The following is a 12,670-nucleotide window of genomic DNA, read 5'->3' on the forward strand; positions in this document are numbered from 1 at the left end:
GATGAAGATGAATAAGCTAATCAGCGGGGCGGTTGCCGCCTTTGGTCTGGCCGCCAGTTCTGCCTGGGCCGCAGACGAAGTGACACTGCAGTTGAAATGGGTCACGCAGGCCCAGTTTGCGGGCTATTATGTCGCTGCGGACAAAGGTTTCTACGAAGAAGAAGGACTGGACGTCACCATCCTGCCGGGTGGACCCGACATTGCGCCCACTCAGGTGATCGCTGGTGGTGGGGCCGACGTGACCGTGGAATGGATGCCTGCGGCACTGGCCGCGCGCGAAAAGGGCCTGCCTTTGGTCAACATTGCGCAGCCTTTCAAAAGCTCGGGCATGATGCTGACCTGCTGGAAGGACGCTGGCATTTCTTCGCCCGAAGACCTCAAGAACCGCACCCTGGGCGTCTGGTTCTTTGGCAATGAATTCCCGTTCATGAGCTGGATGAGCCAGTTGGGTATCGACACTGGTGGCAAAAGCGAAAGCGGTGTCGAAGTTTTGAAACAGGGCTTTAACGTCGATCCGTTGCTTCAGCGCCAGGCCGATTGCATCAGCACCATGACGTATAACGAATACTGGCAGGTGATTGATGCGGGTGTGAACCCTGACGAGCTGGTGACCTTCAAATACGAAGATCAAGGCGTGGCCACGCTCGAAGACGGTCTTTATGTGCTGGAAGAAAACCTGGACGATCCTGCCTTTGTCGACAAGATGGAGCGTTTTGTGCGGGCCTCGATGAAAGGCTGGAAATACGCCGAAGAGAACCCGGACGAGGCTGCTCTGATCGTTCTGGACAATGACGAAACCGGCGCACAGACCGAAACCCACCAGAAACGCATGATGGGTGAGATCGCCAAGCTGACTGCTGGTTCGAACGGAACGCTGGATCCGGCGGATTTCGAACGGACCGTTGATACGCTTTTGGCGGGCGGTTCTGATCCAGTGATCACTGCCAAGCCCGAAGGCGCCTGGACCCATAAAGTGACGGATGCAGCGCTGAACTAAACGCTGTTTTTCCAAGAATGAAACGCGGCCCCGTTTGGGGCCGCGTTTTTGTGTCCAGACGGCTCTTGACCGTATTGAGATGGCGTATTCTACTGTCAAATGACGCATTTACTGCGAGATAGTTAAGTTTCGGTAGAACATGCAGGGGTTTGCAGAAGAATTCAGAATGGCGGTGTCTCTGATCCTTCAAGGGGATGCAGAGCTGTGGGCCATTGTGATGCTGTCTCTTCGGGTGTCGATCCTGGCGGTGTTGATTTCCGCGCTGATCGGGATGCCGATTGGCGCGGCGCTTGCAGTTGCACGCTTTCCCGGACGTCGGGCTTTGATCATCCTGATGAACGCGCTGATGGGCTTGCCGCCCGTGGTCGTGGGCCTGTTGGTCTATCTGATGCTGTCGCGGTCGGGCCCGCTTGGCGTGCTGGAATTGCTCTATACTCCCACGGCGATGATCATCGCGCAGGTGGTTCTGGTCACACCGATCATTGCCGCCTTGTCCCGGCAAGTGGTCGAGATGCTGGCCGAGGAATACGCGGAACAACTGCGATCGCTGGGCGTGTCGCGCCTGGCTTCGGTGCCGGTGCTGTTGTGGGACGCGCGCCTGGCGCTGGTGACCGCTCTGCTGGCAGGGTTTGGCCGCGCAATTGCCGAGGTTGGGGCGGTGATCATCGTCGGCGGCAACATCAACCATGTGACGCGGGTGATGACCACCACCATCGCGCTTGAGACCTCAAAGGGCAATCTGGCGCTGGCTCTGGCGCTTGGTGCCATTCTGATCGGCATCGCGGTGGCCGTAAACGCGATGGTCAGCGCCTTAACCTTGCGGGCCGAGCAGGAGGGGTTGCGTCATGCGTGACTTGGCACCTGAAACCGGGGCTGGGCTGGCGGTACGCGGGCTGCGGCTTGCACGCAAAGGCTCGGTTCTGCTGGACGTGGCAGCGCTTCAGTTGGACGGGCCCGGGCCGACCCTGATCCTTGGTCCCAATGGCGCCGGTAAAAGCCTGCTGCTGCGGTGCTTGCACGGGTTGATCTCAGCCGATCAGGGGCGGGTGCTGTATCGGGGTGGTGTCCTGACTGCAGAGCACATGGCGCGCCAAGCGATGGTGTTTCAGCAACCGGTGCTCTTGCGCCGCTCGGTCGCGGCGAATCTGGACTTTGTGCTAAAACGTCAGGGATTGTGCCGTGAGATCCGCAAGGCTCGGATCTCGGCACTTTTGGCCGAAGGCGGTTTGCAAGACAAGGCCCGTCAATCCGCGCGTTCTCTTTCAGGGGGTGAGGCGCAGCGGCTGGCCATTCTGCGGGCGCTGGCCACGGATCCCGAAACGCTGTTTCTGGACGAACCCACCAGTGCATTGGACCCAAGCGCCACGCAGGTGATCGAACAGATGATCCGGCGCGCCTCGGCGCGTGGGGTGCGCATCGTCATGGTCACACATGATATCGGGCAGGCCCGGCGTCTGGCGGCGGATATCGTGATGATGCAGGGCGGTCGCGTGGTCGAACATGGAGCGGCCAAACAGGTGTTGGACGCACCGATAACGCAAGCTGCGCGCCGCTATTTGGCGGGTGGGCTGGTAACCTGATTCAATCATTTGGAGATGACATGATCCGCGCAATGATCAAAGCGGCCCTTGTGGCTATTGCCGTGACAGCGGGCGAGAGCCGGGCCGAGTCGCCGTTCATCATCGTGCAATCCACCACCTCAACGCAGAATTCGGGGCTGCTCGATTTCATTCTGCCGGGGTTCGAGGCTGAAACCGGCATCGATGTGCGGGTGGTAGCCGTGGGCACCGGGCAGGCAATCCGCAATGCAAGAAATGGCGACGGGGATGTGCTGCTTGTGCACTCGAAATCCGCAGAAGAAGCTTTTGTCGCCGACGGTTGGGGGGTCGAACGGTTTGATGTCATGTATAACGACTTTGTCCTGGTCGGTCCGAAATCGGATCCGGCGCAGGTAAAAGGTGGGGATGACATCGTCGCTGCCCTAACAGCAGTGGCAGAGGCTCAAGCGCCCTTTGCCTCGCGCGGGGATGACAGTGGCACGCATAAGGCCGAACTTGGCCACTGGGCGCGCACGGGCATCGACCCGACGGATGCGTCCGGGACGTGGTATCGCGAAACCGGGTCGGGCATGGGGGCCACATTGAACATTGCAAGCGGTATGGGAGCCTATGCGCTGACTGACCGGGCCACGTGGCTGAGCTTTGGCAATCGGGGGGACTTGGACATACTTGTCGAAGGCGACCCGGCCTTGTTCAACCAATATGGCGTGATCCTTGTGAATCCCGAAAAGCACTCAGGTGTGCGCGCCGCAGCCGGGCAGCGGTTTATCGACTGGTTGACCGGCCCGGACGGGCAGAGCGCGATCGAAGCCTATCAGCTAGATGGCCAACAGCTCTTCTTTCCGAACGCAAAGTGAATTGGCCTGTGGCGCGCGTATTCTTGAAAAGATGAAGCCTTATCCGTTGGCTCCATTGAAGTGAACCTGGCCCAAACCGCTCAGGTCATAGCCGCCCATTTCAGCAGCGCGTGCGTGAAACCTGTCGCTGCGCAAAAAGCTAAGAAGCAGCTGCATCGGAGGGTCGAAATAGGCGCGGCGCCAGATGGCAAGGTCCAGTCGCTCGGTATGGGTGGGGGCAAATTCCAGCCCGTAAGATTGCGCCAACGCCCCCAGACCAAAACCGATATCAGCCTTCCCATCGCGCAGGGTCGCGGCCAGGTCTTCTTCGGTGCGGGCGCAACCGGGCAGGGTGTTGAGATCATCGAGCGACAGCCCATGGGCCGTGAGCTGTTTTTCGAACAGGCGCTGGCTCGCGGCGCTGTTCTGACGAAGGATGATGTGGCGGGATTTGAGGTCGTGAAACCCGGACGGTGCGTCTTGGCCTGCGGCCAGCAGAAACCCCCGTTGGCGCTGCGCTAGTTCGACCAGCACCACAGGCGCTTCACCTAGCGTGTCGCGCAGCGATTGTGTGTTGAACCCATGCTCTTCGTGGATATGCAGGGCCGCGGCCTGCGCGCTGCGCTCTTTCAGCCGGGTCAGCCCGTCAAAGGAGCCATCGTAATAGGTCGCAAGACCCGACCCGCTTTCCCGCAGCGCCCAATCCAACAGCGGATCATGGCTGCCCGCCACAATTGGCGGCAGCGGCGGTTCGGCCACCTGCGGGCCAGACCGTGAGGCGTTGAGCCAGGCGATAATCTCGGCCCTTGGGAACAACAGCTTGCCCATTGCCCGGACGCATGGCACTTCGCCGGACGAGGCCAGATCATAGGCTTTGCGCTCGCCAATTCGCAGCAATTCGGCCAGTTCGCGGGTGGTCAGGTATTGTGACATTCAGTCCAGGCGCACCGCAGGACCGGATGTTGTGTCGGCGGCGCTAAAGCCGATCTGGTTCAGCACGGCGGGCGCGGCGAAGGCGATCACGACCATTGCAGCAGCGGCGGCAAGAAAGGCTTTCATGGATCTCCTCTGGTCTTCTATGGCGCGCCTGTGGCCTGGCGCAGGAACTCGATCAGATCAACGCGGTCTTGTGCTTCGGTGATGCGTTGCATGGGCATCTTCGAGCCGGGGATATAGTGGTCCGGCCCTTCGTCAAATAGCGCGTCGATTGTTATCTCATCCCAAATGATATCAGAGTCTTGCAGGATATCCGAGTAGAAATATCCCGGCAGCGTCCCGGCCCTTCGCCCGAAGATCCCGTGCAAAGTCGGGCCCGCGCGGCGCTGGTTGTCGGGGGTCAGGCTGTGACAGATCGAGCATTTGCGTGCAAACTGCCGCTCGCCATTGCTCATGGCGTTCGGGTCTTTGAGGAAACTAGGCTCGGCGGCGGCCATCTGGTCCTGTTCGCCCAAAGTGGCGATGGGCCAGCTATACATCGCCTCGTCGATGCCGCCCGCGTGGATGTTCTGCCCGTCCGGCGAAAAGGCCAAAGCCCAGACCGGGCCGCGCAGGGTAGCGCGGAAATCCTGAGTGATGCGCCAGTCGACCGTGTCGATCAGCATGATATATCCCTCGCCGTCGCCCACCGCCAATGTTTGACGGTCCGGGCCGAGGGCCAGGGCCAGGATCGGGCGGCGGTCCAGGGTAAAGTCGCGCTCTGCGCCGGTGGAAAGGTCAAGGATACGGGTGACGCCATCGACCGCGCCATAGGCAATCCAGTTGTCTTGTGCATTCAGGACCAATTCATTGATCCCAAAGCCGTGTTCGACAAGGCGCTGGCGCTCGGACCCGGATGCCATATCCCAGATGCGCAATGACCCGTCCATGCCGGCCGAATAAAGCAGGTCTCCGTCGGGTGAGAACACCACCGCGTTCACGCCGCCTCCTGTGGGCCCCAAGACTGTCGGGCTTGAACCGTCGATGGGCCAAAGCCCAATCGAGCCGTCCCAACTGGCCGTTGCCACATGGGTTTTCGAAGCAGCAAGCCCCACGATCTTGCCTTTGTGCTGCCCCAGAACTTTGCCGCCGGGCCATTGGCGCAGGGTGAAGTCATCGCCTGCGGAATAAAGCGCTGTGCCGTTGAACGCGACGACGTTGACCGCCGCTTCATGCCCCTCTAGCCACTCGGGTGCCTGATCGGTCCAGATGGCAACGGAATTGTCGAAACTGGCGGTGGCGATGCGCCCATCAGGTGCGGTGGCGATGCCCATGATCGGCCCGCCATGGCCTTTGAGCGTAAAGAACTCTGCAAGGGCGGGCAGGGGGATCAGCGCAAAGGCCAGAACCAGCCCGCGCATTTATTCAGCGGGCGAGGTGGCGGCTTTGCCAGCCTCTTTTTCGTGAACCTCTTCCAGCCACAACGAATGGTGTTCGCGCGCCCATTGCTCCTCGACCTCGCCGGTGCCCATGGCGTCAAACGCGCCTTCCATTCCGACCGAGCCGAGATAGATATGGGCGATGATGATGGCGATGAACACATAGGCCACCATCACGTGCCAGACCTGCGCGTATTGCATCTCTTCTTGCGGTGACATCTGCACCGGCAGGTTCAGGCCGAACATCTGCGGGATCCCGGTGGAATTGGCGATTGCGAAGGTCTTGGCAAACATCGGCAGTTCGAACGGAAACAGCAGCGAAAGGCCCGACAAGCTGATTGAGATACCCAACAGGATGCAGGACCAGAAGATAATCTTTTGTCCGGCATTGAACTTTCTGGCGGGCGGGTGGCTGCCCTTGGTGAATAGCCCGCCGCCAGCGGCCAGCCATTTCAGGTCGGTCCGGTTGGGGATGTTGTGGGCGATCCAGTTGAGGGTGACGATGATTAGGCCCAGCATGAAGGCCCAAGCCAGGTTGTTGTGAAGCCATTTGCAGGCCTGCGCGATGGTTGCGAAGCCTTCCTTACCGAAAAGCGGGATCAGGAAGTCGCGGCCATAGAGCGTCAGCAGCCCGGTGATGCCAAGGATCAGGAACGATCCGGCAAACAGCCAATGGCCAAATCGTTCGAAACTGTTGAACCGCGTAACCGTGCGACCGGTTTTGTCGCCATCAATGCGAATACGCCCGCGCAGCAGAAAGAACAGGATGATGATCGCCAGCATCCCGCCCAGGATGTAGGTGCCATATTCGCGCAGGGGCCCGGTTCGGAACGCCCACCACCACATGCCACCGTCCTGAATCAGCACACTGTCAGCCGGCCCATTAGAGGATACGGTCACATCCGCCGATCCATAACGCAGTTGCCGATAGACATCGCTGTCCGAGGCTACTCCGCTTGGGCCAAACTGCCCCAGCAAACCTTCGACATTGCCCTGTCCGGTATTTTCGGACCGATAGCTGTTATCGACCTTCTCGCCGCGCTGTCGGGCCAGAATATCCTCAAGCGTGGTGGCGCCGCCAGTCTGTGCGCGATCGGGTTCGGCTGTATCCCCTGTGGTTTGGGCCGCAGCCGAAAGAGTCAGTCCAAGGGTGAACAGGATTGCAGTGAGAAAGCGCAGCATCTGAACCTCGGTCAAAATCCAAGATCAGATGACCCGCAAGGGCTGCGGGTCATCCGTTTTGCTTTATAGGACGGGCTCAGCCGTCTTTCTGGTCGTAGGCTGTACCCCAGCCCCAGGCGCCCGAACCGAAGCCGCGCGCCACGACGCGCTCGCGATAGACGGCTGACACCACATCGCCGTCACCGGCAAGCAGAGCCTTGGTCGAACACATCTCGGCGCAGATGGGCAGTTTGCCCTCGGCGATCCGGTTGCGACCATATTTGGCGAACTCTGCGGTCGAGTGCGTTTCTTCGGGGCCACCGGCGCAGAAGGTACATTTGTCCATCTTGCCGCGTGATCCGAAGTTGCCCGCCTGCGGGTATTGCGGTGCGCCGAACGGGCACGCGTAAAAGCAATAGCCACAGCCAATGCACAGGTCCTTGGAGTGCAGGACAACCCCTTCTTCGTTCTGATAGAAGCAGTCGACCGGGCACACCGCCATGCAGGGCGCGTCCGAACAGTGCATACAAGCGACCGAGATCGAGCGTTCGCCCGGGTCACCGTCATTGATCGTCACCACCCTGCGGCGGTTCACGCCCCACGGTACCTCGTGCTCGTTCTTGCACGCGGTGACGCAGGCATTGCACTCGATGCAGCGTTCGGCGTCGCAGAGAAATTTTGCTCTTGCTGCCATTATCTCTTCTCCTCCTTACGCTGCCCAGATCTTGCAAAGAGTCGCTTTGGTCTCTTGCATCTGGGTCACTGAATCATAGCCATAGGTCTGGGCGGTGTTGGTACTTTCACCCAGAACGTAAGGGTCAGCACCGGCGGGATATTTGTGCCGCTGGTCCTCGCCCTGGAAATGGCCGCCAAAGTGGAAGGGCATAAAGGCCACGCCCGCACCAACCCTGTTGGTCAGCATCGCCATTACCTTGACCTTGCCACCTTCGGGACCTTCGACCCAGACCTGTGATCCGTCGCGAATGCCAAGGTTGTTGGCATCACGGGGATTGATCTCGACGAACATGTCCTGCTGCAACTCGGCCAGCCACGGGTTCGACCGTGTCTCGTCGCCGCCACCCTCATACTCGACCAAACGACCTGACGTGAGGATTATCGGATAATCCTTTGAAAAGTCGTTCTTTTGGATCGACGCATAGAGCGTGGGAAGACGATAGGCGTGTCGGTCTTCATAGGTTGGATAGTCCTCAACCAAATCACGCCGGTTGGTGTACAGCGGCTCGCGATGCAGCGGGATTGGATCCGGGAAAGTCCAGACAACCGCGCGGGCTTTGGCATTTCCGAACGGTGCGCAACCATGCGCGATCGCAACCCTCTGGATGCCGCCCGAAAGGTCGGTCTTCCAGTTGGTTTCCGGCCCTGCAACCGCGTCGATTGCAGCGCGTTCCTCGGCCGTCAGATCACCGTCCCAGCCAAGATCCATCAGCATCTGCATCGTAAACTCAGGATATCCATCCTGAATTTCCGAACCGACACTATAGACCCCGTCGGCCAACAGGTTGTCGCCATCGCGTTCCACCCCGAAACGGGCGCGGAAGGTCAGGCCGCCTTCGGCCACCGGTTTGGACATGTCATATAGGTTTGGAGTCCCCGTATGACCCATCTCCGGTGTCCCCCAGCAAGGCCAGGGCAGTCCGTAGTATTCACCGTCGTTCGGGCCTCCGATGGCTTGCAGCGTTGTCCTGTCGAACGTGTGCTGGTTGGCCATATGGCTTTTCAGCCGTTCCGGCGACTGGCCGGTATAGCCGATCGTCCAGAGCCCCGAGTTGAACTCACGCGTGATGCTTTCGACATTCGGGGTCTCGGCGTCCTCCATCTCGATATTGCGGAAAAGCCGATCTGCCCAGCCAAACTTGTTTGCGAACTTGGCCATGATGACCTCATCCGGCAGGCTTTCGAACAGCGGATCCACCACCTTGTCGCGCCACTGCAGCGACCGGTTCGATGCCGTGACCGAGCCACGGGTTTCGAACTGCGTACAAGCGGGCAATAGGTAGACGCCGTCAGTGCGGTCATGCAGTACAGCCGAGACGGTGGGATACGGGTCGATCACGACCAGCATGTCCAGCTTCTCCATCGCTGTCTTCATTTCCGTCATCCGGGTCTGCGAATTGGGTGCGTGGCCCCAAAGAACCATGGCCCGAACGTTGTTGTCCTGATCCATGTTGGCCGGGTCTTCCAGGACCCCGTCGATCCAGCGGGACACCGGAATGCCGCGCTCGTTCATCAGAGGTTTGTCTTTCCCTTCCTTGTCCTTGATCGTCGCGAACTGACCTTTCAGCCAATCCAGATCTTCGCCCCAGACACGGCTCCAATGGCCCCAGGCACCTGCGGACAGGCCGTAATAGCCGGGCAGGGTATGGGACAGAACACCCAGGTCCGTCGCGCCCTGCACGTTGTCATGGCCGCGGAAGATGTTGGTGCCACCACCCGAGGTGCCCATGTTGCCAAGTGCAAGCTGAAGCACGCAGTAGGCGCGGGTGTTGTTGTTGCCGTTGGTGTGCTGGGTTCCTCCCATACACCAGATCACGGTGCCGGGACGGTTGTTTACCATAGTCCGGGCAACGCGCTTGAGCTGTGAGCCGGGAACACCGGTTACGCGCTCGGTCTCTTCGGGGTTCCAGTTGGCCACTTCGGTGCGGATCTGATCCATACCCCAGACACGGGTGCGGATGAACTCTTTGTCCTCCCAGCCGTTGTCGAAAATGTGCCACAGGATACCCCAGATCAGCGCGACATCGGTACCGGGACGGAACCGCACGTATTCGTCCGCATGGGCCGCGGTGCGCGTAAAGCGCGGATCGCAGACGATCAGGGGGGCATTGTTCTGCTCTTTCGCGCGCAGAACGTGCAGCAGCGAGACGGGATGCGCCTCGGCCGGGTTGCCGCCGATGATGAAGATGGCCCGAGAGTTATGGATGTCGTTATACGAATTGGTCATGGCGCCGTAGCCCCATGTATTCGCAACACCCGCAACCGTGGTCGAGTGGCAGATACGGGCCTGATGGTCCACATTGTTCGTGCCCCAATAGGCGGCGAATTTGCGGAACAGATAGGCCTGTTCGTTATTGTGCTTGGCCGAGCCCAGCCAATAAACGCTGTCCGGCCCGGATTCGGCGCGGATATTCATCATGCCGTCGCCGATCTCGTCGATCGCCTGTTCCCAGCTGATGCGTTTCCACTCTCCGCCTTCCTTTTTCATTGGGTATTTCAGGCGGCGTTCGCCATGGGCGTGCTCGCGGACCGAGGCCCCCTTGGCGCAATGTGCACCCAGGTTGAACGGGCTGTCCCAGCCGGGTTCCTGCCCGACCCAGACGCCGTTTTGCACTTCGGCCACAACGGTACAGCCGACGGAACAGTGGGTGCATACGGATTTGATGTTTTCGACCGCGGCGTTGGCCGCTGTCTGGGCGCTGGCTTGCGTCACGGTTCCACCCGTGGCGCTGATCGCGGCCAGGCCGCCGATCGTCAGGCCCGAGCCACGCAGAAATGCGCGGCGATCGACGGTTTTCTCGCCGATCTGGGACAGGATACTTGTCCGCTGGGGGCGTCTCGCAACCCCGTTGGTCTTTTTCCTAAGCATTGGTTTCCTCCCTTGCGCGCCGTGTCAGCCACGGCTGGCTTGGTACTTCTGGTGCCGACATCAGGGCCAATCGCAACCGTCCGTCGGGGTGAAAACGTCCGATCCTAAAACCGGGTGCTTTCGATGTAGGCGCGGGTATGCGCTGTATCCTGCATCCGTGTGTCATCCACCGGCAGCTCGGCTGCCTCGGCTTCACCGGTCAGGCTGGCGGCAGCAACAGCAGCAGGTGCTGCGGTTCCGGCCAGTTTCAGGAAGTCGCGGCGCGTGGCGCCTTCTTCCTTTTTCTTGCTCATGGGCTCCTCCTGTCCCAATTGCGATTTGGTGCCCACCCGGGCACCGGCGAATGGCGGGCTAGGCCGCCGTCATTCGGAACGCTTCCCGTTCGATCTCCATGAACACACGGCCAGCAGTCCCGACCGAGGCAAAGAGGACCGAGTTCTCGGCACCTTCCAAATCCGAATAGAAATGCGTGGCCCAAGGGCCGATATGTTTGCTCCAGAACGTCTTTTGATCCTCAAGCGATGCCGGTTTGCCGAACCGCCCGACGATCATGCCGGCCATCATCTCCATCATCGAGGCGATATTGTCTTCGGGTTCATACACATTGGGCGCACGGGTAATCCCGCGCGCGGCCATGTCATTGCGCAGCTGCGCCAGTGGTTTTTCATTCAGAAAACCAGTGAGATAGAAACTGGCATATGGCAGCAACTCGCCCCGTCCCAGACCGATGAACAATGCGTTGAACTCACGTTCGGCAGCAGCGGGTCTTGTTACCTTGGCCACCCGCGCCATGGCCTGAATGGCCTGACCCAGATCCGAGTCGTCACCGCTGAGCCCTACCATCTGATCCAGCAACAGCTGGTCCGGTGGTCCCGCCAGCAGCAAGCCCAGAAAGTTATAGAAATCCGCGCGCAGGCGATCCTCGGGTGAGACGTCCAGAATATGCGCGTCAGGTGCGGTCATGCGGTTGTCCTTCAAATTCAAATGTCATGCGGCGCGGGGCAGGGGGCAGGTCAGCCTCGGGCTCTTCGATCTCAGGCTCTTCGGTTTCAGCCATCACAACAGGTTCGGGAAGGGGCTCGGCTTCGGGCTCTGACGCGGCCTCTTCCGGTTCTTCCGTTGTTTCTGCTTCCGCTTCGGCTTGCGCCGCCAAGGCCTCGACATGGGCCATCATGCCTTTGCCAACCTGATAGGCGGTCTGCAGGTTTTCGATCACACAGGCCGCATCGGTATAGTCCTCGCCATAATCAATCAGCCCATCCACATTGGCCAGTACGGGATTGAGCCGCCACAACCGGCGCAGCGCGCGGCGACGCAGGCGGTCAGGCACTGCTTTGGCCATGAAGCCCGACACATCATCGCCCGGTTGAAGCGCATCCGGGTCAGGCAGGTCGAACTCGGCCAATATCTCGGTGTCGGTTTTGTCCTCGAGCTCGGCTTGCTGTTCGGCGACGATCTGCTCTTCCGCGACCAGCGCTTCGGCTTTGGCTTCGGCCTCAACGGCGGCCTTGCGGCGCGACCAGAAATCGCCAGGCCTGCTCATTGCGTCACCCTGCGCGGTGCGCGATACACATCCGAGGCCTGGCGGATCCGCGCGTCGCCTTTGCCGTCTTCGACAAGATCAACACGTTTCTTGTCGCGGCGGCGTTTGACAAATACCTCGTCTCGGTGATGTTCGAGCGTGAAATCCCGCAGCCAGGCAATCAATCCTTCGGTCATCGGGATCTTCTCGACGATCTCTTCGCCGGTATCGGCATAGTCCTGACCTTCGTAGGGCGAGGCTGTGATCAGAACGGCATTTAGCGGTGTGTCGCCCTTCAACTCGTCTCGCAACACCAGATAGAGCGAGGGTTGGCTATCGGACAGATTAACACGGTAGGCCTCGGTCTCGTCCGCCCAAAGGGTCAGCGTCAACGTGGCCGCGTGGTATTCAACCGCGTCCCCTTCACGGCGCATCTCGACCCAATCTGCGGGTCCCGCGCCGGGCAAGGCAGCAACAGCCCGCCAGTTCCACTTCGCCCAGCGTGTAACTCCGGGTGTTTTGCGCACGACGACGCCAACTGGCATTTCAATCTGGTTTGCGGCCCTAGCCAACAATTCCTCCCCGAGACGGCTCTCCCCTGCCACCTCTGTCTCCCACTATGATACATAAAGTAGCG

Annotated in this window: 14 protein-coding genes; 4 read left to right on the forward strand and 10 right to left on the reverse strand. The window is 60.2% G+C overall.

Going from position 1 to position 12,670, the window contains the following annotated elements:
- Positions 1 to 7 precede the first annotated feature (7 nt).
- The 4 genes from GOX45_RS04725 (at position 8) to GOX45_RS04740 (ending at position 3,413) form a co-directional block, all read left to right on the forward strand.
- Positions 8 to 997, forward strand: coding sequence for an ABC transporter substrate-binding protein (locus tag GOX45_RS04725; protein WP_171098519.1), 990 nt, complete (start codon positions 8 to 10; stop codon positions 995 to 997).
- Between the two features lie 139 nt (positions 998 to 1,136).
- Positions 1,137 to 1,850, forward strand: a complete 714-nt coding sequence (locus GOX45_RS04730) for an ABC transporter permease (protein ID WP_171098520.1) — start codon at positions 1,137 to 1,139, stop codon at positions 1,848 to 1,850.
- The gene (locus GOX45_RS04735) at positions 1,843 to 2,577 is read left to right on the forward strand and encodes an ATP-binding cassette domain-containing protein (protein WP_171098522.1); all 735 of its coding nucleotides are present in this window, start codon (positions 1,843 to 1,845) and stop codon (positions 2,575 to 2,577) included. The genes GOX45_RS04730 and GOX45_RS04735 overlap by 8 nt, the downstream gene beginning before the upstream one ends.
- A 20-nt stretch (positions 2,578 to 2,597) precedes the next feature.
- Positions 2,598 to 3,413, forward strand: a complete 816-nt coding sequence (locus GOX45_RS04740; RefSeq protein ID WP_171098524.1) for a substrate-binding domain-containing protein — start codon at positions 2,598 to 2,600, stop codon at positions 3,411 to 3,413.
- A gap of 39 nt (positions 3,414 to 3,452) precedes the next feature.
- On the opposite strand, the gene GOX45_RS04745 is transcribed toward GOX45_RS04740, so the two are convergent.
- From GOX45_RS04745 to GOX45_RS04785, 10 genes are all read right to left on the reverse strand, one after another.
- A complete protein-coding gene (locus tag GOX45_RS04745) occupies positions 3,453 to 4,325 on the reverse strand; it encodes a helix-turn-helix transcriptional regulator (protein WP_171098525.1) in 873 nt (290 codons plus the stop codon).
- Entirely contained in the window at positions 4,326 to 4,451 is a 126-nt protein-coding gene (locus GOX45_RS22195; protein ID WP_256367816.1) for a hypothetical protein, read from the reverse strand.
- A gap of 17 nt (positions 4,452 to 4,468) precedes the next feature.
- The gene (locus tag GOX45_RS04750; protein ID WP_171098527.1) at positions 4,469 to 5,728 is read right to left on the reverse strand and encodes a c-type cytochrome; all 1,260 of its coding nucleotides are present in this window, start codon (positions 5,726 to 5,728) and stop codon (positions 4,469 to 4,471) included.
- Positions 5,729 to 6,928 (reverse strand): formate dehydrogenase subunit gamma, encoded by a 1,200-nt coding sequence (locus tag GOX45_RS04755; protein WP_171098529.1) that lies wholly within the window; start codon positions 6,926 to 6,928, stop codon positions 5,729 to 5,731. It abuts the gene before it with no gap.
- Positions 6,929 to 7,004: 76 nt separating this feature from the next.
- Complete coding sequence (gene fdh3B, locus GOX45_RS04760) at positions 7,005 to 7,601, reverse strand: formate dehydrogenase FDH3 subunit beta (RefSeq protein WP_170792313.1); 597 nt, start codon at positions 7,599 to 7,601, stop codon at positions 7,005 to 7,007.
- 15 nt (positions 7,602 to 7,616) lie between these two features.
- A complete protein-coding gene (locus tag GOX45_RS04765; RefSeq protein ID WP_171098531.1) occupies positions 7,617 to 10,511 on the reverse strand; it encodes a formate dehydrogenase subunit alpha in 2,895 nt (964 codons plus the stop codon).
- 104 nt (positions 10,512 to 10,615) lie between these two features.
- On the reverse strand, positions 10,616 to 10,804 hold the full coding sequence (locus tag GOX45_RS04770) for a ubiquinol-cytochrome c reductase iron-sulfur subunit N-terminal domain-containing protein (RefSeq protein WP_171098533.1): 189 nt from the start codon (positions 10,802 to 10,804) through the stop codon (positions 10,616 to 10,618).
- Positions 10,805 to 10,862: 58 nt separating this feature from the next.
- Entirely contained in the window at positions 10,863 to 11,474 is a 612-nt protein-coding gene (locus GOX45_RS04775; protein ID WP_171098535.1) for a molecular chaperone, read from the reverse strand.
- Positions 11,461 to 12,054: a DUF3306 domain-containing protein gene (locus GOX45_RS04780; RefSeq protein WP_171098537.1), complete on the reverse strand. Its 594-nt coding sequence runs from the start codon at positions 12,052 to 12,054 to the stop codon at positions 11,461 to 11,463. The genes GOX45_RS04775 and GOX45_RS04780 overlap by 14 nt, the downstream gene beginning before the upstream one ends.
- On the reverse strand, positions 12,051 to 12,605 hold the full coding sequence (locus GOX45_RS04785) for a DUF3305 domain-containing protein (protein ID WP_171098539.1): 555 nt from the start codon (positions 12,603 to 12,605) through the stop codon (positions 12,051 to 12,053). The genes GOX45_RS04780 and GOX45_RS04785 overlap by 4 nt, the downstream gene beginning before the upstream one ends.
- Positions 12,606 to 12,670: the final 65 nt, after the last annotated feature.

This window comes from Ruegeria sp. HKCCD7255, assembly GCF_013031565.1.
Classification (GTDB): Bacteria; Pseudomonadota; Alphaproteobacteria; order Rhodobacterales; family Rhodobacteraceae; genus Ruegeria.

Bases quoted from the DNA above. Each gene is read 5' to 3' on its own strand.
- GOX45_RS04745 (WP_171098525.1), bottom strand. From the start codon at position 4,325: ATGTCACAATACCTGACCACCCGCGAACTGGCCGAATTGCTGCGAATT.
- GOX45_RS04740 (WP_171098524.1), top strand. From the start codon at position 2,598: ATGATCCGCGCAATGATCAAAGCGGCCCTTGTGGCTATTGCCGTGACA.
- fdh3B (WP_170792313.1), bottom strand. From the start codon at position 7,601: ATGGCAGCAAGAGCAAAATTTCTCTGCGACGCCGAACGCTGCATCGAG.
- GOX45_RS04735 (WP_171098522.1), top strand. From the start codon at position 1,843: ATGCGTGACTTGGCACCTGAAACCGGGGCTGGGCTGGCGGTACGCGGG.
- GOX45_RS04775 (WP_171098535.1), bottom strand. From the start codon at position 11,474: ATGACCGCACCTGACGCGCATATTCTGGACGTCTCACCCGAGGATCGC.
- GOX45_RS04725 (WP_171098519.1), top strand. From the start codon at position 8: ATGAATAAGCTAATCAGCGGGGCGGTTGCCGCCTTTGGTCTGGCCGCC.
- GOX45_RS04770 (WP_171098533.1), bottom strand. From the start codon at position 10,804: ATGAGCAAGAAAAAGGAAGAAGGCGCCACGCGCCGCGACTTCCTGAAA.
- GOX45_RS04750 (WP_171098527.1), bottom strand. From the start codon at position 5,728: ATGCGCGGGCTGGTTCTGGCCTTTGCGCTGATCCCCCTGCCCGCCCTT.
- GOX45_RS04730 (WP_171098520.1), top strand. From the start codon at position 1,137: ATGCAGGGGTTTGCAGAAGAATTCAGAATGGCGGTGTCTCTGATCCTT.
- GOX45_RS04780 (WP_171098537.1), bottom strand. From the start codon at position 12,054: ATGAGCAGGCCTGGCGATTTCTGGTCGCGCCGCAAGGCCGCCGTTGAG.
- GOX45_RS22195 (WP_256367816.1), bottom strand. From the start codon at position 4,451: ATGAAAGCCTTTCTTGCCGCCGCTGCTGCAATGGTCGTGATCGCCTTC.
- GOX45_RS04765 (WP_171098531.1), bottom strand. From the start codon at position 10,511: ATGCTTAGGAAAAAGACCAACGGGGTTGCGAGACGCCCCCAGCGGACA.
- GOX45_RS04755 (WP_171098529.1), bottom strand. From the start codon at position 6,928: ATGCTGCGCTTTCTCACTGCAATCCTGTTCACCCTTGGACTGACTCTT.